The sequence below is a fragment of the Vibrio ichthyoenteri ATCC 700023 genome (assembly GCF_000222605.1).
Taxonomy (GTDB): Bacteria; Pseudomonadota; Gammaproteobacteria; order Enterobacterales; family Vibrionaceae; genus Vibrio; species Vibrio ichthyoenteri.
This window is the reverse complement of the sequence record NZ_AFWF01000137.1, coordinates 1-23425: the sequence shown is the minus strand read 5'-3', so window position 1 is coordinate 23425 and position 23425 is coordinate 1. Positions and strand designations below refer to the sequence as shown.

Annotated in this window: 23 protein-coding genes and 2 pseudogenes; 11 read left to right on the top strand and 14 right to left on the bottom strand. The window is 43.6% G+C overall.

Annotated elements, in window-relative coordinates; all coding sequences use genetic code 11:
* From RH85_RS22060 to RH85_RS10325, 5 genes are all read left to right on the top strand, one after another.
* The coding region (locus RH85_RS22060) for an OmpA family protein (RefSeq protein WP_006712177.1) at window positions 1-430 on the top strand (430 nt) is incomplete at its 5' end.
* A 36-nt stretch (window positions 431-466) separates the two neighbouring features.
* The gene (locus RH85_RS10340; RefSeq protein ID WP_138956463.1) at window positions 467-982 is read left to right on the top strand and encodes a hypothetical protein; all 516 of its coding nucleotides are present in this window, start codon (window positions 467-469) and stop codon (window positions 980-982) included.
* A gap of 1 nt (window position 983) precedes the next feature.
* A complete protein-coding gene (locus RH85_RS10335; RefSeq protein WP_006712175.1) occupies window positions 984-2096 on the top strand; it encodes a hypothetical protein in 1113 nt (370 codons plus the stop codon).
* Window positions 2097-2253: 157 nt separating this feature from the next.
* On the top strand, window positions 2254-2673 hold the full coding sequence (locus tag RH85_RS10330) for a response regulator (protein WP_006712174.1): 420 nt from the start codon (window positions 2254-2256) through the stop codon (window positions 2671-2673).
* A 657-nt stretch (window positions 2674-3330) separates the two neighbouring features.
* Entirely contained in the window at window positions 3331-4854 is a 1524-nt protein-coding gene (locus RH85_RS10325) for a methyl-accepting chemotaxis protein (protein WP_006712172.1), read from the top strand.
* Between the two features lie 52 nt (window positions 4855-4906).
* On the opposite strand, the gene artM is transcribed toward RH85_RS10325, so the two are convergent.
* The 4 genes from artM to artP are packed head-to-tail and all read right to left on the bottom strand — an operon-like array spanning window position 4907 to window position 7782.
* Window positions 4907-5575, bottom strand: coding sequence for an arginine ABC transporter permease ArtM (gene artM, locus RH85_RS10320; RefSeq protein WP_006712171.1), 669 nt, complete (start codon window positions 5573-5575; stop codon window positions 4907-4909).
* Window positions 5572-6261 carry an arginine ABC transporter permease ArtQ gene (artQ, locus tag RH85_RS10315; RefSeq protein ID WP_006712170.1) on the bottom strand — a complete coding sequence of 230 codons (690 nt, stop codon included), beginning with the start codon at window positions 6259-6261 and terminating at the stop codon, window positions 5572-5574. The genes artM and artQ overlap by 4 nt, the downstream gene beginning before the upstream one ends.
* 1 nt (window position 6262) lies before the next feature.
* Entirely contained in the window at window positions 6263-6994 is a 732-nt protein-coding gene (locus RH85_RS10310) for a lysine/arginine/ornithine ABC transporter substrate-binding protein (RefSeq protein ID WP_006712169.1), read from the bottom strand.
* 59 nt (window positions 6995-7053) lie between these two features.
* Window positions 7054-7782: an arginine ABC transporter ATP-binding protein ArtP gene (gene artP / locus RH85_RS10305; RefSeq protein ID WP_006712168.1), complete on the bottom strand. Its 729-nt coding sequence runs from the start codon at window positions 7780-7782 to the stop codon at window positions 7054-7056.
* A gap of 148 nt (window positions 7783-7930) precedes the next feature.
* On the opposite strand from artP, the gene RH85_RS22975 reads away from it, so the two are divergent.
* Window positions 7931-8095 (top strand): hypothetical protein, encoded by a 165-nt coding sequence (locus tag RH85_RS22975; protein WP_160162459.1) that lies wholly within the window; start codon window positions 7931-7933, stop codon window positions 8093-8095.
* Here the strand turns inward: RH85_RS22975 and RH85_RS10295 are convergent.
* The 7 genes and pseudogenes from RH85_RS10295 to hutC form a co-directional block, all read right to left on the bottom strand.
* Complete coding sequence (locus tag RH85_RS10295; RefSeq protein ID WP_005597585.1) at window positions 8092-8817, bottom strand: DUF3581 domain-containing protein; 726 nt, start codon at window positions 8815-8817, stop codon at window positions 8092-8094. The genes RH85_RS22975 and RH85_RS10295 overlap by 4 nt on opposite strands.
* Window positions 8818-8935: 118 nt before the next feature.
* Window positions 8936-10468 carry a histidine ammonia-lyase gene (gene hutH / locus RH85_RS10290; RefSeq protein ID WP_006712166.1) on the bottom strand — a complete coding sequence of 511 codons (1533 nt, stop codon included), beginning with the start codon at window positions 10466-10468 and terminating at the stop codon, window positions 8936-8938.
* Window positions 10469-10470: 2 nt separating this feature from the next.
* Window positions 10471-11352: pseudogene (gene hutU, locus RH85_RS10285) on the bottom strand (urocanate hydratase); the annotation flags it as partial.
* A gap of 14 nt (window positions 11353-11366) precedes the next feature.
* Window positions 11367-11423: pseudogene (locus RH85_RS23730) on the bottom strand (hypothetical protein); the annotation flags it as partial.
* Window positions 11424-11528: 105 nt separating this feature from the next.
* The gene (gene hutG, locus RH85_RS10280; protein ID WP_006712164.1) at window positions 11529-12527 is read right to left on the bottom strand and encodes a formimidoylglutamase; all 999 of its coding nucleotides are present in this window, start codon (window positions 12525-12527) and stop codon (window positions 11529-11531) included.
* Window positions 12520-13689: an imidazolonepropionase gene (gene hutI, locus RH85_RS10275; RefSeq protein ID WP_241210386.1), complete on the bottom strand. Its 1170-nt coding sequence runs from the start codon at window positions 13687-13689 to the stop codon at window positions 12520-12522. Before hutI ends, hutG begins: the two co-directional genes overlap by 8 nt.
* A gap of 202 nt (window positions 13690-13891) precedes the next feature.
* Complete coding sequence (gene hutC, locus RH85_RS10270; protein WP_006712162.1) at window positions 13892-14608, bottom strand: histidine utilization repressor; 717 nt, start codon at window positions 14606-14608, stop codon at window positions 13892-13894.
* A gap of 207 nt (window positions 14609-14815) precedes the next feature.
* On the opposite strand from hutC, the gene RH85_RS10265 reads away from it, so the two are divergent.
* The gene (locus RH85_RS10265) at window positions 14816-15559 is read left to right on the top strand and encodes a sporulation protein (protein WP_006712161.1); all 744 of its coding nucleotides are present in this window, start codon (window positions 14816-14818) and stop codon (window positions 15557-15559) included.
* Between the two features lie 10 nt (window positions 15560-15569).
* Here the strand turns inward: RH85_RS10265 and RH85_RS10260 are convergent, their stop codons facing one another.
* Both RH85_RS10260 and RH85_RS10255 read right to left on the bottom strand, forming a co-directional pair.
* The gene (locus RH85_RS10260) at window positions 15570-16544 is read right to left on the bottom strand and encodes a DUF3187 family protein (protein ID WP_006712160.1); all 975 of its coding nucleotides are present in this window, start codon (window positions 16542-16544) and stop codon (window positions 15570-15572) included.
* Between the two features lie 132 nt (window positions 16545-16676).
* On the bottom strand, window positions 16677-17453 hold the full coding sequence (locus tag RH85_RS10255) for a RelA/SpoT domain-containing protein (RefSeq protein ID WP_006712159.1): 777 nt from the start codon (window positions 17451-17453) through the stop codon (window positions 16677-16679).
* A gap of 332 nt (window positions 17454-17785) precedes the next feature.
* Between RH85_RS10255 and RH85_RS10250 the strand changes: the two genes are divergently transcribed.
* A complete protein-coding gene (locus RH85_RS10250) occupies window positions 17786-18433 on the top strand; it encodes a thiopurine S-methyltransferase (RefSeq protein ID WP_006712158.1) in 648 nt (215 codons plus the stop codon).
* Window positions 18434-18534: 101 nt separating this feature from the next.
* Here RH85_RS10250 and purT read toward each other — a convergent pair whose 3' ends face one another.
* Complete coding sequence (gene purT / locus RH85_RS10245; protein ID WP_006712157.1) at window positions 18535-19710, bottom strand: formate-dependent phosphoribosylglycinamide formyltransferase; 1176 nt, start codon at window positions 19708-19710, stop codon at window positions 18535-18537.
* Between the two features lie 241 nt (window positions 19711-19951).
* Here purT and RH85_RS10240 point away from each other — a divergent pair, with 241 nt between their 5' ends.
* Genes RH85_RS10240 through RH85_RS10230 form a run of 3 tightly spaced genes read left to right on the top strand, consistent with a single transcriptional unit; the run spans window position 19952 to window position 23171 of the window.
* Complete coding sequence (locus RH85_RS10240; protein WP_006712156.1) at window positions 19952-21370, top strand: SLC13 family permease; 1419 nt, start codon at window positions 19952-19954, stop codon at window positions 21368-21370.
* Window positions 21371-21373: 3 nt separating this feature from the next.
* The gene (locus RH85_RS10235) at window positions 21374-22696 is read left to right on the top strand and encodes an ATP-binding protein (protein WP_006712155.1); all 1323 of its coding nucleotides are present in this window, start codon (window positions 21374-21376) and stop codon (window positions 22694-22696) included.
* 1 nt (window position 22697) lies between these two features.
* On the top strand, window positions 22698-23171 hold the full coding sequence (locus RH85_RS10230) for a response regulator (protein WP_006712154.1): 474 nt from the start codon (window positions 22698-22700) through the stop codon (window positions 23169-23171).
* Window positions 23172-23425 lie beyond the last annotated feature (254 nt).

Genomic DNA, 23425 nt, shown 5'->3' with positions numbered 1-23425 from the left:
GCCGTTTAATCATGGTAAACCAGACAGCCTGTTGATCGCAGCAGAAGCAATAAGACCTGTAGAACCGTTACCTGAAATTAAGAAAGTCGATATGTCAGTGGTGGGTTGTGAAGCTGGGGTATTTATTCGGTCGTTTTATTTTTCTCATGATAGTGCGACTAGTGATATCTCTAGGGAGGACATAGCTCTCATACAAGCATTGGATGGCACGCGTTATACCGTAATAGGCCATACGGATAGCTTAGGTAGTTCGGATTACAACCAGAAACTGGGGTTAAAAAGAGCGGAATTTGTCAAACAAGTCTTGCAAGAGAATGGTGTGCGTGAGGGAGCAGTGTTTGCCTGTAGCCGAGGTGAAGCGGAAGCGAGAGAGGAAAGGGTGCATACAAATAACGCGTTGCAAAGACGAGCGGATGTTTATAAAGATTAGTCAGCTTTAAACTTGTACCTATAAAGGTATTATTACTTGAAAAATCAAATGTGTATGCAAATGCTTATTGCTATGTTCATGGTGTCTAGTGCGTCGGCACAGACTCTATCTGTTCAAGGGCAATTATCGCTACTTGCTAGAATTCCAGCTAACTCTGAATTCGGAAATATCAATAGTTATATACTTGATGGAAGCCATAGACAGCTTAAATACAACTTTTCTTCTGGTAGATTTGATGATGTGTTTTATTCTGTTCGATCAACGTTACCCTCAAGAACCATTCCTGGTGGGTATGGTGTTTCTATTGTTTATAATTCATTAGCATGCATTGGAGATAAGTACTCGGAAGAGTTGTCTATGGGTGTCGATGTAAATGGTGAACTTGTTAGCTCAGGGGTTGTTAATTTAAATGGTTCAGGCTTATGGTATTTATCCAATAATAATCATTATTCTGATATATACATTGGGTTGAAAAGTCCCGCTATATCAAATGAAAAAACGAAATCATGCGTAGGGAGGGTGTCGGTCTTAATTCAAGAGGATGTGCATTAATATGAATATAGCAATTGTTAGAGTGTTTACTTTGTCTTTTATTTTTATGTTGCCATGTTTTTCGCAGGCAACAGGACATAATGGTGTTACTCCTGATGCAATTTATAACATATCGTTGAAATACAACCCTGCAACTAAAACGTTTTATGACTTTATTGGTGAGCCAAGTCTCTTGTCATACGAACTTGGAAGTGATGGAGTGGTTTTATTTCGCCATGTTCGAGATAATTTAATTGGTATGTCATACGACCGAAGAGAGATATATCATCGGCAAGATTCGAATTTAAGAGCTAAAACGGTATCATTATCTAACGGTAAAGATACTATTACCGTTGAGACTGCAATTAATCGTTCAGAATTTCCAAATAATCAAGCTTCAGATTGGGGAGGGGACGCAGGTTCAAGTTCCTGCGCCAATATAGCTGGTTCTTATAAATCAAAGCCATGGTACATTCAAGATCGAGATACATTTGGACCGGGATGTAGAAGTACTATTTCATCTGCATATCTGCGTGCTGCTGGAATATTAGGTCCAGAAGATGTAGGCTATATTGAAAGGGCATTTAAGTTTAACTTGGAACGGTTAAGTAGTTATCCAAATGGAGTATATACGGGTACTCTACCACCTAAGACAATTGACTATATACGCTATAGCCAATCAGCTGTTCAACGGCAAACATATAATATAACGCTAGAAATCATTAATACGGTCACGGAACTAAAATTACCATCAGGTGTTGTTGGTTTTAATGTATCTAAGAGTGAGCAAGGTTATTATGGAGTGGCATTTTCTGAATTTGAAGTAATGGGCTCTTTTAATCGAGAGCAAAAGTTCAATCTTTCTGTAGTTAGTCATAATTCTCAAAATGGAAAGCTGTCTCTCTATAATAGTGATGCGGACAAGTATTTGGATTATGATGTTTATATTTTTGATGTATATTCCTCAAGTAATAAGTTGATTAATGTAAATGGGGGGTGGGTGGATTTACAGGCTCCATTTAAAGATTCGTTACCAGGAGTTATTGAATTTAGATTTGACAGTAACGGTTTTGATCATGCAGGTGACTATAGAGATGTTATTGTGTTTACAGTATCTCTAGATTTGAATGGTTGAAATGTTTCCAATACTGGAGGGTATGTGAAAAACTTACTTTTAAATATCTATGATAAGTTTGGTTTTTGTCTTGATTTGTTTTTATTTTTACCTTTGATTTTAATCTTCATTTTATTGCTTGCTTTATTCCTAGCTTTGTTTCTGTTTGAGAGACTTGATGAACTATTTTTATTTTTCCACACTAAGCGTATTAATTATCGATGACTCTAGGTTGATGTTGCAGTATTTAAAGGATGTTCTTGTTAGCATGGGATTCAAAGTGAATAAAATAAAAACCATCGATCGATATGAGAGTGGTGCCAAATTAGGTGGTCAACATTATGACTTGGTGATTTGTGATTACTATCTTGATAACGGTTTTAATGGCATCGACCTCATCGATGTCATGAGGCGCAATGGAATAGTGACGTCGCAAACTGTCTGCATTATGGCCTCAGGTGAAACCTCAAAAAATATTATTCAAAGATGTGCTGATGCGCGCATAGATGATTATATGGTTAAACCCTTTGATGTTGCCTTTGCAAAAGCGAGAATTTTGCAAAATGTTAAAAGGATTAAGATGAGAAATAGGTATTGATTGTAATGAATACACATCAAAAAATGAGTGGATGCTTTGGCGTGGTTAATGTTCATTGCTTATTGTGTGTCAAAGCGATGGAATGTCACGCTTATTTGGATGAATTTTATCCAACTCAAAGTTCTGAGTTAGTGCATGAGCTTATGTCCATAACTTCTACGAGTGAAAATTGTGCGCAATTTGATAAGGGAGCTTAGATTACTTGTGAGCGTTAGCAACCAACATAAGATAAATGATATTGCCTTAGCCTATTTGAATTATTTTATGCAAGAAAAGCTTGATGAAATGAGAGTGAATTTGCAGAGGATTAATAATATCGAAAAAATACAATCTTTTTAGTAAGAGCAGAAAGTGATCGTGCTGTCATTCAGTATCAGTGAACTATCAGTCGATGAGGATGAAAGAGAAAGGTTTGAAGATCTAAAAAAACAATACCTAACTTTATTAAATTTATATCTAGGTTGAATTTTAATTTTTTCGTTGTTTTTAATTATCAGTTTCCCATCTTCTTAGCGTGATAAGTTATTTATCTCTGGCACTTATAAGGTGTTTACCGTTCTCGCACGTTTAGATATGAAACTGTTTTATTTTAGTGACTGGCGCAAGTGTGCTGGAAATTATTAGTGTGGGTCTAAATTGAATAATATTAATATTAATATGAATTCGAGTGAGTTGTTTGTTCCTAGTGGTATAGAACTCGTATCAACGACTAATACACAAGGTATTATTACTTACGCAAATCAAGCATTTTGTGACGTGGCAGGATTTACTTTGGATGAGTTAGTCGGGAAACCTCATAACATCGTTCGTCATGATGACATGCCTAAAGCCGCTTTTAATGACCTATGGTCACATTTAAAACAAGGTGAGGTATGGCGAGGTGCGGTAAAAAATAGAACTAAGTCTGGTGGATTCTACTGGGTTGATGCGTTTGTCAGTCCAATTTATAAAAACGGCTGTTTAGAAGGCTATCAGTCAGTTCGAGTACGTTTAGGTGACGCTGAAAAAGAACGAGCAATCGCACTTTACCAGAAAATTAACCGCAGTAAACACGTCAAAATTGCTGTGGGTCAATACCATAAATTCAAACTATTCGTTGCTGTTTTAGCGGCCATTTTAACTTATTTGGTGGCTCTACATATCAACCCGATTAGTACGTTGTTTTACCCGTTGCTACTTGTTTTGCTCTTTCGTCGCGAGTTGCTAATTAAGCCTAAACACGAAAAGCGAATCGCAAAAGATTACGATAGTGTATCAAGGTTAGTTTTTTGCGGTGACAACACCAGTGCTCAAGAGTTTCATTGCAAGATCGAGCAAGGACGGGTACGCACGATACTAGGAAGAACGGTTGATAATAGCAATCTTCTGCTAAATAACGTTATGGACTTAAAGCGTTGCTCACTTGATGCTCAGGATAATATCGGTTTAGAAACACAAGAATTGTCTTCAATTTCAGTTGCGATGGAAGAGATGGCAACAACCATTGCTGACATTGCACAAAATAGTGTGATTACTTCAGAGCGCGTCGATTTAGCTGCAGAGCATTGCCAAACTGCGATTGCTTCAATCGAAATGACTCGAAGTAAAGTAGAACAACTCGCAGGGGATGTCGCGGAATCATCGCACGTAGCGACATCATTGGTTACCGACGCTGAAAAGATTGGTGTGGTGATGCAAGAGATACAGGGCGTTGCTGAACAAACGAACTTACTAGCCCTGAACGCTGCGATAGAAGCTGCTCGAGCCGGGGAGCAAGGTCGAGGCTTTGCTGTAGTCGCAGACGAGGTTCGAGCTTTAAGTTTACGTACGCATCAAGCAACGGAGAGAATACAATCTTCGGTACATGGTATTCAAGATACACTCAAGCGTTTGGCGGAAACACTACGCTTAAGTGAAACATCGAGTCATGAATGCGTCAAAAATACGCTTGAAACTGAAAATAAGATAGTGATGCTCACCAATATTATGACTGATATTTCAGGCGTCGCGATTCAGACATCGACTTCAGCGGAAGAGCAGAGTCTAGTTTCACAAGAAATAAGATCAAATATCTTCCGAGTGAATGAAGCGTCAAGCGCGAATTTAGTGCAATCAGAGATGGTGGCGAAACTGGCAAGCGATTTAGAAATACAAGCGGAAGAGTTAGGAAGTTTAGGCTTGTCTTTTAGCCGTCAATCATGATGGTTTGAACACGCATAAGCTTAACTGGCCTATGCGTGTGTGATGTTTTCGATCACGCCGCTTCAAAGGCGAGAGCTTTTTTCTCTAACTGGCGGAACAGTAACGTCAGCACGCCATTAACCATCAAATAGAATGCGCCTGCGATACCAAACACAGTCAAAGTGTCGTAGGTTTGTGCATTGATACGTTGCGCATAACCCATCAAATCCATAATCGTGATGGTACTTGCAAGCGATGTGCCTTTGAAAACTAAGATCACTTCGTTTGAATATGCCGGTACAGCACGACGTAACGCATAAGGGAGCAATACGCGTAAACTGGCGGCTTTACCCATACCAAGAGCTTTACATGCTTGCCATTGTCCTTCTGGAATAGTGTTGAACGCACCTTTAAACAGCTGCGCACTGTACGCAGCGGTATTCAGCGCTAGAGCGAACATAGCACAGAACCAAGGTTGGCTTAACCAGACCCAAAAAATGCTTTCCCGAATCCATTCAAATTGTCCTGGACCGTAATAAACCAAGAAAATTTGCACTAACAACGGTGTTCCAGTGAAGAGAATGATCACCCCTCGGCTTATCCAATGCAAAAGCGGTGTACGCATGATGAGCGATACTGTCATTAATAGCGATAAAATGCAGCCGACCAAAAGCGAAGCGATAGTGAGCTGAAAACTGGTCATTAAGCCTTCAAGGAGTTGCCAAAGATATTCCGCTTTCATGCTTTTGCTCCTTGAATACTGCTCATGCCTTTAATGGCAAATTTTTTGTCGAGAATCTTTACTAAGTGCTGAGTGATCAAAGTAATGATGAGGTAAATTGCCGCTGCGGTGGCATACCAAGTAAAGGCTTCATGGGTGGAAGCTGACGCTAACTGAGCTTGTTTTAGTAGATCCGTCACACCGATAAGTGAAACTAAAGCAGTATCTTTAAGCAGCACTAACCATTGGTTGGTGAGTCCAGGCAGGGCGTGGCGAACGGCTTGTGGTAGCACAATCTTAAAAAAGACATGTAAGCGTGACATGCCTAACGCCAGCGCGGCTTCACGTTGACCACGATTTACCGCTTTCAACGCGCCACGAATCGTTTGAGAAGCGTAAGAGGCGAAAATTAAAGATAGAGCGACAACGCCAGAGATAAAAGGACTGATCTCAATAAACTCACCCGTCAACAAAAACAATACGTGAGTAGAGCCAAAGTAAATAAACAGTACAACTAATAGTTCTGGCAATCCCCTAACTAGGGTAACAAATGCCGTTGTTGGCCATCTTAGCGCAACACGGCGCGACATCTCTCCACTGGCGAATAGAACCGCCAGCACAAGACCAACAATTAGGCTGGTACAAGCAAGTTGGATAGTCATCCAACTTGCTTGAACGAGCGACAATGTGTAACCCGTTAATAGCATATTATTTTCCGAAGTACTGGGTGTGGATCTTATCGTACACGCCATTTGCCATAACAACTTTTAATGCGCTGTTTAACTTGTCTGTAAGCGCTTGGTTGTCTTTGTTCACAGCAATGCCAAAGCCGTTGCCGAAGTACTTAGCATTAGTGATGTTATCGCCAACATAAGCTAGGTTGCCATCACGCTTAAACCATTCTGCAACCACGGCATTGTCACCAAATACCGAGTCGATACGGCCATTTTTCATATCCAGAAACGCATCTTGGTAGCTCGCGTAAGGAACGGCGGTTACGCCAGGCATTTGCTCAATTAGGTAGCTCTGGTGAGTGGAACCATTTTGTACGCCAACACGCTTGCCTTCAAGAGCCGCTTGATCAGCCACTTTGCCATCTAGTGAGATAAACGCGGCTGAATTGTCATAGTAAGCATTTGAAAAGTTCACTTGTTCTAAGCGTGCTTCAGTGATGTCCATTGCAGAAATAGCCGCATCGTAACGTTTGAATTTAAGAGCAGGGATCAGGCTATCGAACGCTTGGTTATGGAAAGTGCAGTTTGCTTTCATTTCATCACAAAGTGCGTTGGCAAGATCAACGTCAAAACCTTGAATTTGATTGTTCTCATCCATGTATTCAAATGGAGGGTAGGTTGCTTCCATCACGAATTTAATATCTTGTTGTGCAAGAGCGTGAGTTGAAACAACACCGATTAACGAAGCGAGAAGAATTTTTTTCATTTTGCATAACTCCTAGATTACAAAAGCTGTCTCCGTCAATGGGCAGCATGAGTGAATAATTAGTGGTTTAAATAGTCCGCAAACTTTGTGGTTTGTGGCTGGGTAAATACGTCATGAGTGCCTTGTTCAACAATGCGGCCTTGTTCCAAATAGAGCACGTGTGAGGCGATTTTTTTCGCAAAATCGACTTCGTGTGTCACAACAACCTGAGTAATACCAGTCGCACTAAGCTCCTTGATGATCTCAACTACTTGGTTGGTGATCTCTGGATCAAGTGCCGCGGTTGGTTCGTCAAATAACAGTACGTCAGGCTTCATCATTAGTGCTCTGGCAATCGCCACACGTTGTTGCTGGCCGCCAGAGAGTTGCATTGGCCATGTGTCTGCTTTATCTGCAAGCTTTAAAGTGGTAAGTACCTCAAGTGCTTGTTTTTTTGCTTGTTCAGCAGGAATGCCTACTACTTTTACTGGCGCTTCAATAAGATTCTGCATCACCGTCATATGCGGCCATAAATTGTATTGTTGAAACACCATGCCAACCTTACGGCGTAGTTGACGCTCTTGTTTTTCTTCGATTGGCAGATTGAAATCGAATTTGTGGTTAGCAATTGATAATTCACCATTATCGGCGGTTTCAAGCAAGTTAAGCACTCTAAGAAGTGAGCTTTTTCCTGCGCCACTAGGGCCAAGTAAGACGAGCGTTTCACCGTTGTGACATTCAAAGCTGACATCGTGAAGAACTTGGGTGTCGCCGTATGATTTATTGATCTGCTTTACTTGAATACTCATGCTTAAATACTGCATTAATTACCAGATGTCATTCATGCTACTATAAGTGAGATATTATGCAATATAAATGTATAAAAATTTAATTTGTTAATTTTTTGTATAATTAACAACCGATCGAACAGGATATATCGCTATGCATGGTCAGAGCATGAAAAGCGAAGAATTAGACTTGAAAAAGCATAGGAAAATAGAAGCGAGAGGCGAGAATTCTAGAGAAGAGAAGAGAAGAGAAGAGAAGAGAAACGGAGCGGCAACGAAAAAGCCCTCGCGATTAGGCGAGGGCTGGAGAATTAAGCTCAAAGGAGTGGTTTAAGCCGCTTGAGAAAACTCGGCTAGAAAACGATCTTTCCGTTCGTTAAAGCGATTCACTAGGTCATCGATATCTTCTTGAGTGTATGGTTTTAAGCCACTGGCGACCATGCGTTTAACGCCCTTACCGACGACCTCATCATCTTGTTTGAAGTCGAAATTAAGGGTTACAACACCACGTTTACCTTGTACATCAAAGGTTGCACCAGAGAAGATAACTTCAGGCGCCGAAATATCTAAGCGAGTGAATTCCACTTCCATGCTTTCATAGATAACCAATGGGCGTTGGCAGTTGATCATCATCTGCTTCTCTTCCATCAGTGGCACCATGATATGTGGAAAGTTCATGCCTGAGAACTGTACGTAATTTCTTACCACATGCTCAATGAAAGTAGCGTCATGATTGACTTCGCCTTCACGCGACATACGTAAGTATTCTTTACCGTTGGCATCAATTACTGCCGCTTCTTTACTGCATTTATGCTCAACATGCAGCGCTACGCCATCATTCACCATACCGGCAAAGTCGAATCGCATTTTTTGGCTCACGCCTTCTTTGCTTAGTAGAACGGCAAACAGTAAGTCACCCGGTACGCAGAAGCGCTTGTTGTCTTCGTCGTGCAGTGGGTTAAAGTCGCCCGCTACTTTTTTAGCAAAATGACTTGCTTGTAAACGAGTGAATTGGAATTGATGATCTTGTGAAGAAAAATACGGTGTTAGAGACATATCTTACGCTTAGTAACCAAAACTGGGAGGGATTATATATGAGTAATCAATTTGACTGGTCAATCCAGTCAGCTATTTGGTGATTTAATAAGGCTTGTGCTAACACAAGCCTTACACATCAATGGCTAGGCAGCGTACCATTAGGCATTAAATCATGATGAATCGCTTGTTTTAATAAGCGATTAGCACTCTCAATGTCTGCGGCGAAGTAGCGGTCTTTATCATAAAAGGTGACTTGTTCGCGTAGGCGGCGTTTGGCTTCTTCCACTCTAGGAGAGGATTTTAGTGGTGCTCTAAAGTCTAGCCCTTGTGCGGCGGCAAGATATTCAACCGCTAAAATACCACGGGTGTTTTCGGCCATATCACGCAAACGTCGACCAGCGAATGTGGCCATCGACACGTGATCCTCTTGGTTGGCGGAGGTTGGAAGGCTGTCAATGGAGGCAGGGTGAGCAAGGGTTTTGTTTTCACTGGCCAATGCCGCGGCAGTGACTTGAGCAATCATAAAGCCAGAATTAACCCCGCCATTATCAACCAAAAACGGTGGCAACTTACTTAATGCACTGTCAATAAGTAAAGCCATGCGTCTTTCTGACAAGCTCCCGATCTCTGCGATCGCAAGGGCTAAATTATCGGCTGCCATCGCCACAGGTTCGGCGTGAAAATTGCCGCCGGAAATAATGTCACCATCATCAGCAAAGACCAGCGGGTTATCTGAAACGGAATTGGCTTCAACGGTCAGTGTCTCTGCTGCGTGGCGAATTTGTTGCAAACAAGCGCCCATCACTTGGGGTTGGCAACGTAAAGAGTAGGGATCTTGAACCTTTTCACATTGGTTGTGCGACGTGCCAATTTCACTGTTGCTCTCAAGTAGATGTCGATAAGCGGCGGCGGCATCCATTTGTGTGCGATGGCCGCGAACGCGATGAATGCGCGGATCAAACGGTTTTCGGCTACCAAGTGCCGCTTCTACCGACATTGCTCCACAAACGGTGGCTGAGGCATACAAATCTTCCGCAGCAAACAACCCTTCTAAGGCAAAGGCGGTAGAGGCCTGGGTGCCATTGAGCAGCGCTAATCCTTCTTTAGGGGCCAAAGTGATCGGTTGCAAACCTGCAATATTGAGGGCTTCTGCGCCGGAGATAATCTTACCATTATGCCGCGCCTCTCCCTCACCCAATAATACCGTGCTCATATGAGCGAGCGGGGCGAGATCGCCGGAGGCTCCGACCGAGCCTTTTTGCGGCACGCAAGGGTAGACTTGCGTGTTAACTAATTCGATTAAAGCTTGAATCACCGATAAGCGAATACCGGAATAACCTCGGGCAAGACTGTTGATTTTAAGCACCATCATTAGGCGCACAGTTTCATCGGCCATTAGCTGGCCAATGCCTGCAGCGTGAGACAAGACAATACTTTTTTGCAAAACTTCTAGGTCTTGCGGCTCGATACGTGTATTTGCGAGTAAGCCAAACCCAGTATTAATCCCATACACAGTGCGTCCTTGCGCAATGACTTGCTCGACCACTTGGGTACTTTGTTCTATGTCAGAGAATGCCGCGCTATCAAGGCTCAAATTTATCGGGCTTCGGCTAATTTGGCGTAACAGGGATAAGCTTAAATGGCCGGGATTGAGTATGAGGTTTAACATCATTATTCTCCTAACTCGTTAGACGAACGAGACATCATAGGTAAATCAAGTTGCTGTTCAGTGGCGCATTGTTTGGCGATGTCATACCCGGCATCAGCATGACGCATGACACCTGTAGCGGGGTCATTGTGCAGTACACGCGCAATTCGGCGGCTGGCATCTTCACTACCATCGCAGCAAATCACCATACCAGAATGTTGCGAGAAACCCATACCCACTCCGCCGCCATGGTGCAGAGAAACCCAAGTTGCGCCGCCAGCGGTGTTGAGTAGTGCATTTAACAGCGGCCAATCAGATACCGCATCGGAGCCATCAAGCATTGACTCTGTTTCTCTGTTTGGACTAGCGACAGAGCCTGAATCGAGATGATCTCGGCCAATCACAATTGGCGCTTTTAGCTCACCACTTTTCACCATGGCATTAAAAGCTTGCCCTAAGCGTTCGCGATCTTTAAGACCCACCCAGCAGATGCGAGCGGGTAATCCTTGAAACTGAATTCGTTCACGCGCCATGTCGAGCCAGTTGTGTAGATGAGGATCATCTGGGATCAGTTCTTTGACTTTTTGGTCTGTCTTATAGATATCTTCTGGCTCGCCAGAGAGTGCTACCCAACGAAATGGGCCGATGCCTTGGCAAAATAATGGTCGAATATATTCAGGCACAAAACCGGGGAAATCAAAGGCGTTCTCAACGCCTTGTTCGAGCGCCATTTGACGGATGTTGTTGCCATAATCAAGCGTTGCTGCGCCGCGAGATTGCAGTATCAGCATCGCTTTGACTTGTTCAGCCATCGACGCTTTGGCTGCCGCGATGACCTTTTGCTCATCTTGTAAGCGGACGTTCGCCACGTATTGCATGCTCCAACCTTGCGGCAAATAGCCGTCAAAGCATGAGGGTGTTCAGCGACATCAGGATCAAGGTTGTTCATCAGTATTCTTAGAGGAGCTTCCGTCATCCATGATCGGGCACGGAGTTGTGTGCCATGCGGGGCACGAATGGTTCGTTGAGTATCGAGACGCGTATCGTTGCGTTCCGTCATAACAAGACTCCTTGTGGTGAACTACTTTTCAGAGAAGGCGTTGGCAATATCCCAGCATAACCTTGCGGCCAAGCGGGCCGTTTGGCTGTCGATATCATAAGTTGGGTTATATTCAGCAATGTCGGCGATCACCAACTTGTCCTTGTAGTGGAGGATGCGATCCAAAAATAGATTGAGAGTATCTAAGCTGATGCCACGCGCCGCTGGCGCACTAACTCCGGGCGCTATCGCGGCAGGAAATACATCTAAATCAATCGTTAAATAGATATAATCGCAATTATCGATAAAGTGCTGCAGTTGCGTAAGATGATAAACATGGTTTAAGTGTGAGAGATCTTTGTCTTCCACATACCACACGTTGAGTGCATCAGCGCGTTGAAACAGCGCGCGGGTATTGCAAGCACGGCTGACACCTAAGCAGGCGTAGTGAAAGGGCCATTGCTGTTGCTGGCAATATGTTGCGATTTGCTGAAAAGGGGTACCCGAACTGGGTTTTATCGCAACATTGGCATGTTCAAAGGCACGTAGATCAAAATGAGCATCGAAATTGATGATGCCTATCTTAGGGATTTGAGTTGGGTTATTGATTGCTAAGTGGCGTGCTAAGCCTTGAAAGGAAGCCCAAGCTACTTCATGGCCGCCACCTAAAGTAATAACTGGAGTTGCAGGTAGGGCTCGCGCAATGATATCGGCACAATCTGATTGGGCTTTTTCGAGTAAATCATCTTCACAGACAACATTACCCAAATCGATCAGCTTGCTCTGCTTGTGCCACGCCATATTACCGAGCGCACGGCGTATAAGATCGGGCGCTTTACGTGCGCCAATACGACCTTTATTACGCGCCACCCCAGCATCACAAGCAAATCCCAGAAGGCTAACGGCATCAGTGTTAGGTGCTAGGTCTTTAACTTGCATGGTACGAATGATCTGATGAATTCGATGACCATTAACGCCATCCTCGTCATCAACGCGGCCTTGCCAATGAAACTTTTGTTCCGTGCTTGGAAGATTAGGCATAGCAGATTGCTCCCTTAATCAATCGGGCATGCAAACGTTGCACACCTTGCAGATAACTAAATTCGGCGGGATGCTCGACATTCCAAATGGCGATATCTGCGTCATACCCCACTTGGAGTTGACCGCGAGACTGACTCAACCCTAATGCCTGTGCTGCGAACTGTGTGACGCCGCGTAATGCTTCTTCAGGAGTTAGGCCAAAAAGCGTGCAACCCATATTCATCATCATAGTTAAATCTGCAAAAGGAGAGGTGCCCGGATTCAAATCCGTTGCCAGTGCGATAGGGACGCCATATTGACGCAGTAGCGCCACTGGGGGCTTTTGAGTGTCGTTAAGGAAGTAAAATGCGCCGGGTAATAGTGTGGCGACCGTACCCGAACGGGCAAGTGCTTGAACGCCACTTTCGTCAAGATATTCAATATGATCAGCGGAAAGTCCGGCAAATTTCGCGGTTAATGCGCTACCACCGAGGTTGGTTAACTGCTCGGTATGTCCCTTAATTGCCAGATGGTACTGCGTGGCGGCGGAAAAAATACGTTCAGTTTGCGCTAAGTTAAATCCAATTGACTCACAAAATACATCGACGCTAGTGGCAAGCCCCAACTCGGCGACCGCAGGGATTATTTCCTGACAGATCAGATCCACATAGCGTTCAGGAGTGTGCTTAAACTCAGTTGGTACGCAGTGAGCTGCGAGAAGAGTGGGGCAAACGCGAATCGCCCGATGGTCTTCTAACCGTTTGGCTGCGCGCAACATTTTAAGCTCATCATTGAGTGTCAAGCCGTAGCCCGACTTCACTTCAACCGTGGTGACGCCACTATTAATCAATCCATCCAAACGAGGTAATGCCAACTCAATAAGCTCATTTTCACTGGCCTGACGGGTTGCGGCTACGGTTGCTAAGATGCCACCACCTTGCTGTGCAATGGTTTGATAAGGGATACCGTTGAGGCGCATCTCAAACTCATCAGCGCGGTTGCCTGCGTAAATCAAATGAGTATGACAGTCGATAAAGCCGGGAGTAACGAGTCTGCCTTGGCAGTCTATTTGTTGGCGAGCACTCGTTGCTAATGGGGTCGGGGATACGGCAGCAATTTTGCCATCGCGTAAATATAAACAGGTGTTATGGCTAATTGTATAGCCACCGAGATTTGGTTGCATCGAAACAATGCGCGCATTGAGCAATACCACATCATAGTCGCATTGAAGCGATGTGGCGTTGAGTCCCTTTTGACAACAGTGTTTACCGCTTTGTTTATCCATGACAAACCATAATCTGTTATGTATATACAAATAATGGTTTTGTTCAGTTAATTGATCAAGTTAATTGTAATTAAGTTGTGATCAAATGCCGAAGTTATCACTAGCCAAGTAAATTGATAGTAGAGCTTAATTTATAACGAAACGCAGGATGATAGAGTAAGGCACTACTGACCAATTGCTGACCGCTCCAAGTGCGACGATGAAGCAATAGGCAGGGCTCATTCGGCGCTAAATGCAAGCATTGTCGCGTCATGGTGTTAGCGATAACGGCCTCTACACTATGTTCAATGGCACTTAATGGACAAGAGTTGAATAGGTATTCGGTTGGCGTGAACTGACTAAAGTTTTGCTTGAGGTAATCTGGGGCACAAACTGGGTTGACCCAGCGCTGCTCAAGTTGGATCGGGAGCGTATCGGCGTAATGAAGAATCTCACTGAAATATACCTTGCTGCCCAATTTTACGCCTAACTTAGTGGCAATGGTTTCGTCGGCAACCAAGCTTTTATGTTGCAGTATCTCATTGCTGTATTGCTTTCCTCGAGCCGAAATTTCATCGGCAATATTACGAATATCAGTCAACGGAGATTCGGATTTTTCGATTGGCTGACAGACAAAGGTGCCTAATCGAGGGGTTCGCTCCAAACGACCATCATTGACTAAATCACGCAGTGCTTTATTGACCGTCATACGACTCACTGAAAATTGTTTGGTTAGTTCAAGTTCAGTGGCAATGCGAGTACCAACAGTCCATTGGCCTGAGTCAATCTGTTCAAGAATATAGTTTTTGATTTGTTGGTACAGCGGTAATTGAGACATGGCATCATCGAATAATTAATTGACTATACAAATGTAATCGCAATGAACGAGCAAAAGCAAGTGTTGTACTAAAAACGTGCAAATAACTCTGGTTGAATCCATTTAGTCAGTAAAGGACTTGCTTGTTAGTCCTCTGTTGTGAACTATGTGGAGTGGAATGATTTAAGGCTTAATCGGCCGTAATATAACAATAAAGAAAGGTAATCGATGTTTGGAAAGTTAAAAGCGTCACTAGGAATTGGTGCAGCTCAAGTGGATACGGTATTGGAAAGCAACTCGATTGTTCAAGGCGATACACTTAAGGGGACTGTACATATTCAAGGCGGAGATGTTGAACAGCAAATTGACGCGATCAATTTAAAGCTGTGCACCGAAGTTAAAGTTGAAGCAGAGAATGGTGTCAGTTACCAAGAGTTTATTTTGGGTAAATTACAAGCGGTACAGCCGTTTACGATTGGTGCGAAACAAAACAAACAAGTACCTTTTGCTTTGAAACTCGATGATGAAACGCCAATCACGGCCTTGAATGCGTTAAAAAACCAGTGCCATGTTTGGTTAGAGACAACCTTAGATATTGATTTCGCCGTTGACCCTAAAGATCGAGATTACGTTGAAGTGAGACCCCTTGCGGTTGTATCGAAAGTGATTTCAGCCATTGAGCAAGGTGGTTTTTCGTTGGTAAAAGCGGATGTCGAGAAGGGATTTTTACGCGGCCAGAATTTTAGCTCGAAATCAGGCTGCTACCAAGAGATTGAATTTAAAAACAATGGTTTTATTAATAAGAAAGAAATTGAGTTGTCATTTGTGCTTGAAGGAAATTGGGTTCACTGTTTAGCCGAAGTGGACCGTTCACTTAGTATGCGTGGTGATCAATATCTCTCATTCACTTTAGCAAAAGCGGCGTCAGATGCTGAAGTGAGCTCTTCTGTCGCGCGTGTTTTAGCTATCTAGCGAAAACGTTTTATTCTTGAGCGTTAAAACGGTACCGATAGGCGAGGGTGAATGCCACATCGGTACTGTTATCGGCATTAATACCGTTTTCAATCACAGACAACTCAATCGCTGAGCTTGGCATTTGGTAACGATATCCGAGCGTAAATTCAGTCGCGATATCGGCAAAGCTGCTGTCGTCGTTTGTAATCCCTTCATAAAGGGCCATTTGCGTGACTAAGAAGTGATTATCGAACCACTGATATCGGTAACTCGCGCCAACGCTCCAGTTATTTGCACGATAGGGTAACGCTGCAAAATTAGTAGGAGTATCGCGAAAGGTTTGGCTCAAGGTGGCGTCAAAGCTATGTTTGTTTTGACGGTAACCGTAGTTGATTTGAACCGCTTGCTCCCAATCACTATGGGCAAAAATCGTCTGCCCAATATCGCTGTAGTAAAGACTGGCGCCAATCGACAAACCATGATGTTGATTTTGATAGAGTTGATATTGCACATAGCTGTAAATGCCTTGGCTAAGTATCTCGCCGCGAAAGTCGCGTTGTTCGATTTGATAGTCAGGCATGTCGATCACAAAACGGTGCTTGTCTACCTGATCTCGGCCATTTTGGTCAATGGAAAACCAGTCATGAAAATCGATAATAAATGAATCTAAATGATTATTGGCCGCGTAGTTCCACCGATAACCCAGCTCGATTTGCCAATGTGAATTGAGCTGCCACTTGCCTCCTAATTGCAGTTGATTTTGATAGTAATCGAGCTCGTATCGGTCATTGTTCGCCCAGATACTCGCCATTGAAAACGTACCATATAGCTCAACCTCTTGTTCGGGAATTGAGAAGCCAGAGCGCAATTGTGGCGCTAATCCATTGGTAATAAATGGAGATTGCGCATACGTTTGCAATGGTCCGTAGTCGGCATAAGTGTGCAACGCTGCGTGACTTTGTAAGGCGCTAGCTGTTAAAGCGATGAAGTAAATAATTCGCATCTCTACCTCACGTTTATTGTTATTAATTCTGATAAAACTATAGATTAATAATCTGAATACAGCGTAATCGTGAGATATAAAAACAGGCTGTTAGAACAGCCTGTATGAGGGAAATGTGAGTTTAATTATGAGTTAAGCTGCGCTTAACCTGGTTGTAATGTAGGGTTGCCAAGCATCTTGATATAGCTGGCGTGATTGGCGGCGCATGGTTTCAATTTGTGCTGTCTCAAATTCACTCAGCGTACGTTGATCGTTATCGGCATTACGCTCGATGCGTTGGATTTGCTCATACAATTTATGTTCAGGGCCTGATTTTACATCGGCAATCGCTTTTAAATGCAGCTGAACTTCTGCCACTAAATTAGTTTTTGGTAGTTGGACTAAAACATTGAGGTCGCGGTAACCTGATGCTGCTGGCTGCTTAAAGCGATTCTTCACTTTTACGATGGTCGTTTCACGATCAAGTACTTCAAACACTTCCATTAAACTTGCCACATCATCGGCCACGATAGTTGCTCGGGCTAAATCGGTAATACGGTTAACTTGGCCATCTAATTCCAAGGCGATTTTTTCTTTAGCGCGGTTAGATGACTTTATGCCAGCAAAGTATGCTTCGGTGTCGGTGAGTAGGGCTGTACTTTTACAGATGGTTTCGAGTTCATATTGCGCTTGGTGAGCTTTGCTATAAAGCACATCAAAGTCATTGTAGGGTTGGGTTGGCGTTTGGTTAGTCGATTTGATGCCATACAAGCCACTTAGGTTATGCTTGAACGCTTTCGAACAGACTTGATTTTGATTCGCACTGCGGCTGCCGTCATTACCCGGCGCTGCCACTGGAATTGCGGCAAAAGCTGGGGCGCGGCTTAGCATCAATAGCATCAGTGCCGTCGTGCGCAGGAATAAGCTCATTCACTCTCCTCAGAATTGTCGTTACTTAGAAAAAAGGGCAACTAAAGGCATAGCTACTAAGTAAAACAGTCTGTATATCCAAGCCAACTTACTTGGTATACCTCATACATGGGGGCAAGAGTTTGGAACTCAATCTTAACAGATTGTATTGGTTCAAAAGTTTTAACTTGCTCTCATTTCTTTGTAATTTGAGTGGGTAAACCACGGTTAGTTCAGTTGAACAATGTAACTAAGTATATCGATTCAAGATGAACTGAATCTGAAGGGAATGTTTAAATTCCGTCAGCTTTTGGTTAGGCTTAGCGCTTAAAAGTCAGCTGAGAACAATTACAATGAAAGATTCAGAGTTTTGGCACAACAAATGGGCAGCAAATCAAATAGGTTTCCACTTAGAAGATGTAAACCCACTGCTTATAAAATATTGGCCAATGACAAATCCAAGTTCGAGCGATAGCGTGTTTGTACCGCTATGTGGTAAATCCGAAGATTTGGTGTGGTTAGCCACCAAACATCAAGATGTTCAAGGCGTTGAGCTAAGCAATATTGCGGTACGCGCCTTCTTTGCCGAGCATTTTTATACCCCAACAGTGATGCCAGTTAGTGGTCAACACGAACTGTTTCAGTTCGATGAACTCAATATATATGTGGGTGATTATTTTACGGTGCCCATCAAACCCGTTGACATTATTTACGACCGAGCTGCATTGATCGCGTTGCCAGAAGCCATGCGAGATGAGTACATCTCCTGCCTAAAAACTCGTTTGAAACCGGGCGGTCGGATTTTGCTTGTGAGTTTAGATTACCCGCAAGGTGAGATGGCGGGGCCTCCATTCTCCGTTGCCGAGCAAGAAGTCATGCGTCATTTTGCCGAGTTTACAGTGACCAAATTGAATCGTGACGAAGCGGATGAACATCATCCTAAAATTGCGCAAAAAGGCTTGTCTCGCTTTGCAGAAGAAGTGTACTTAATCGAGAGTTAAGGCTTCTTGGAATGAAAAACGCTTGCCTAATGGCAAGCGTTTTTATTTGTGCTTTATCAAAAACTGTCCTGAGGCTTAACGGCTAAGTTAGCCATTGGAGCTTAATAGATAACTTCAACTTTGCCCGCCGCTTCTACCGCGTCTTCTATTGCTTGTTCAATACTGTCACGGCGAGTGATCGCAACTCCCAAACGGCGACGACCATCGATTTCAGGTTTACCAAATAGACGCAGTTGGGTTTGAGGTGCAGCAAGAGCCTCATTTAAACCTTGATAGCGTATGTTCGTTGACGTTCCTTGGCCAAGGATAACGGCGGATGCAGCAGAACCAATCTGTGTAATCGCGCCAATTGGCATCCCGGTAAACGCTCGCACATGCAAGGCAAATTCAGACATGTCCTGTGACATCAGCGTGACTAAACCGGTATCGTGTGGACGAGGGGAGACTTCATTAAAGATGACCGTATCACCTTTGATAAACAGTTCAACACCAAAAATACCAAAGCCACCAAGCGCTTCAACTACTTTGCCCGCGGCATGCTGTGCGGCTTTTAACGCACTAATCGACATTAACTGCGGTTGCCAAGATTCACGGTAGTCACCATCTTCTTGTCGATGGCCGATCGGGGCGCAAAAGTGAATGCCATCAACGGCGCGAACAGTTAATAAGGTGATTTCATAATCGAAATCGATAAAGCCTTCAACGATAACCCGTCCCGCGCCTGTGCGACCGCCTTCTTGGGCGTAATGCCACGCTGTTTCTACGTCTGCTACCGTTTTGATGACGCTTTGGCCTTTACCAGATGAACTCATTACTGGTTTGCATACGCAGGGAATACCAACCGCTTCAATCGCTGCTACAAAATCGTCGTAGTTGTCAGCAAAGCGGTATGGAGAAGTCGTTAACTGCAGCTCTTCTGCGGCAAGGCGACGAATTCCCTCGCGGTTCATGGTTAATTTAGTTGCTTTTGCCGTTGGCACGACATTCAAGCCTTGCGCTTCTAACTCGACCAGTTTTTCGGTCGCAATCGCTTCAATTTCAGGCACCACGTAAGCGGGTTTTTCTTTTGCGATTATTTCAGCAAGCGCATCACCATCGAGCATATCTAATACATAGCTACGGTGAGCAACTTGCATCGCTGGTGCGTTTGGATAGCGATCACAGGCGATCACTTCCAGTCCCAAACGTTGACATTCGATAGCCACTTCCTTGCCTAGTTCGCCAGAACCCAGCAAAAGAACACGAGTAGAATTTTCACAAGTTGCGGTGCCAAACATACATAACCTTTCATCTAGAGATATCGAGAACTGGCACAAATCATACTGAATTAAACGCAAAAAGCAAACGTTTGCGTGTTGTGATAAAAACATCACTTACTGACAAAATAAGACATGAAGCACACTTTTTTAAGTCGGTCTTTTGTGAATGAATATTCATTGATCTAAAGCTAGATTCTATAGTCAAAACAGGCGGATGATGAGTGCTCACTATCAAAATCTCAGGAAGAGTTGTGACGTTATGCGTTCTTATTTTAAATACATAATCCCAGTGGTGATCCCACTGCTGATTCTTTTAATGCCGTTAAGCGCGTTCCCGTTTGAAGGGATTACTATTTTGCAGCAGCGAGTCATTGCCATTTTCTTACTTGCCGCTTTGTGTTGGGTATTAGAGCCCATTCCTATTTATGCCACTTCGGTGGTGATTATTGTTCTTGAATTGCTGATGTTGTCTGATAAAGGTTTGATTTTTTTCCGCCTTGCTCAAGATGAACCTCAATTTGGTGAATTGCTTAAATACAATGAAATTATGGCGACCTTTGCCAGTCCGATAATCATGCTATTTTTGGGTGGCTTTTTTCTCGCGATGGCAGCAACGAAGTATCGTTTAGACGTTAACTTAGCGCGCGTTTTACTTAAACCATTTGGTCGAGATCCAAAATACGTCATGCTTGGTTTGATGCTTATTACCGCGATATTTTCGATGTTCATGTCAAATACCGCCACCACGGCGATGATGCTCTCTATTTTGACCCCAGTTATCGCGGTTTTCGGCCCTAAAGATCCAGGACGTGTCGCGTTCGCTCTCTGTATTCCTGTTGCGGCCAATATTGGTGGTATCGGTACGCCAATTGGCACCCCGCCTAATGCCATTGCGTTGAAATATTTAGTCGGTGAAAACTACATTTCATTTGGTGAATGGATGGCATTTGGTGTGCCATTTGTAATTGTTATGATGGCGCTGGCGTGGTTCCTAATTAACCACCTTTATAGTGCAGAACAAAAGACCATTGATTTGGATATCAAGGGTAAATTTCTGAAAACGCCAAAGGCGATCGTCGTTTACATCACTTTTGGTTTAACCATTCTATTGTGGCTAATGGGTTCAAGTCATGGCATGAACTCTTACACCGTCGCGTTGATCCCTGTTGCCGTTTTCTCACTTACGGGCATTATCAATAAAGAAGATTTGAAAAAAATCTCCTGGGATGTGTTGTGGTTGGTATCGGGTGGTATTGCATTGGGTCTCGCGCTTGATAAAACCGGCCTTGCACGCGAAGTGGTACACAGCATTCCATTTGATGAATACTCGCCATACGTGGTGTTATTTGGCGCAGCGTTCCTCTGTTTATTAATGGCAAACTTCATGTCTCACACCGCAACGGCTAACTTGCTGATGCCTATCATGGCCGCGTTAGGGGCATCGATGACATCTCTCGCGCCACTAGGTGGTGAGGTGACCTTGATTCTTGTGGTGACGTTTGCAGCTTCACTTGGCATGTCACTGCCGATCAGTACGCCGCCAAATGCACTGGCACATGCGACGGGTAATGTAGAAAGTAGCCAAATGGCTAAAGTCGGTGTGGTGCTGGGTGTGGTTGGTGTCGCGCTGAGCTTTGTGCTGGTTTGGGTTCTTCACTCTGTTGGTCATATTGGCTAAGTCATGTATCAAGCAGATTTAAAGACGCTAATTGAGCGTTATTTTAGCCAACCTGAACGTAATGTGCTGGTGGAAGCTGGCTGCACGCTGATCGAACAAGATGGCTCAAATGAGCGCCTTTATTATGTGTTAAATGGCGAACTCGATGGCTATTTTACCGAAGATGGTGAAGATTTTACTCAGGTATTTTCAGCAGGACAGGGGGCGTTTATTGGTGTGCACAGCTTTTTCTCTGGCACTTGGATTGCGTCTTCGACGGTGATAGCTAAAAGTGACGTTGAACTGGCTTGGATAGATCGCAATACCCAAGCGGTTGAAGAGCAGAATTATGGGCCTTTAACCGCGCAATTTACCCCGGTGATCGTTAATGAACTGTCAAGACGACAACGGCGAGCAACGCAGGAGGCGCTTGCCAAAGAAAAGGCATTGCAAAAGCTCAATCTTGCAGAGCAAATGACGACATTGGGTCAGTTGGCGGCGGGCATTGCCCATGAGCTCAATAATGCGATTGGTGTTGTAAGCAGTAAGTCAGAGCGTTTAGAGAACGTTATCATGTCACTGCTGGAAGAAGTGCATCCTGAAGCTAGCCAGTTCTTTGATTATGGCTTAATGCAAGGACAGAAGATCTCCTCAAGTGAAGCGCGTAGCCGTGGCAAACAACTTGAACAACAATATGGTCTAGATAAACCGATTGCGAAAGAGTTGGCTCGTGCATTACCGACCGATTCAATTTCTGCCCATTGGTTAAAGAACCCATATGAGGCGATAAAGTATTGGCACATGGGACGTGACTTACATGATTTGCGCATAGCCTCTAAGCATACTGTTGGCATCGTTAAATCGGTGAAGCAGTTGGGTAGAGCAGATGTGGAAACGCTCGAAGAGGTCGATATTAACGAAAGTATTAATCGCGCAGTTTCCTTGCTGCAAAGTGATTTGCGTCGTGTCGCGGTGAGGATTCGTCCCGCGACCTTGCCTTATTTTGTTGGTTCGCAAACCGAATTAGTTCAGGTGTGGGTCAATATTATTAAAAATGCCTGTGATGCAATGTTGGACGTTGATCAGCCGGAAATAGAAATTCAGACCAGACAAAGTAAAAATCGAATCTTGATCACTATTGCCAATAATGGCCCAGAAATAGATTCAGTAACACGTAGGAAAATATTTGACCCAAACTTTACCACCAAGAAAGGTGGATTATCGTTTGGCTTAGGGTTGGGGTTATCCATTGTACGAAGAATTATTTCTGGTTATGGCGGAAGTATTGCGGTGAAGAGTGATAAAGACCTAACAATATTTAGAATTAAATTACCGATTGAGGATTAATATGGACAAGCTTAATGTAATTTGTGTTGATGACCAACGCGAGGTTCTTAGTGCCGTATTGCAGGATCTTGAGCCATTGACCGCGTGGTTAAATATTGAAGATTGTGAGTCAGCAGATGAAGTACTTGAGCTGATGGACGAGCTTGATGCTGATGGTGAGTACATTGCTTTGATCGTTTCCGATCATGTCATGCCGGGCAAAACAGGGGTGGAACTGCTCTCTGAAGTGAACCGCGATCGACGTTTTGCCAATACGAAGAAAATTTTGCTCACAGGGCAAGCAACGCATACTGATACAATCAATGCAATAAATGCGGCTGGGATTAATCAATATTTTGAAAAACCATGGCAAGCTGACGTGTTAGTCAATGCGATTAAACGCTTGGTGACTGAGTATATTTTTGATACTGGACTTGACTATACAGAATTGCATAGCCATCTCGATCAGCAGGTTGTGCTGGAACGCTTGCGATGATCAATTCAGTGGATAACATATATTGACATGTGATTTGAATTTACAAAATATTAAGAAATAAGACGAAAAACAAGGCCGAGGACAGTGATAAGTCCTTGGTTTTATTGCGGGAATTAGAATAATTGCGATGAGGTATAAATTATTTTCGCAACATATTCTGTTGTTTTGTCTATATTTGCACAGAAAAGAACCAAACAGACAATAAATGAAGGTAATATTCGCGCGAGAGTAATATAATTCCTGCCGCCTTAGAA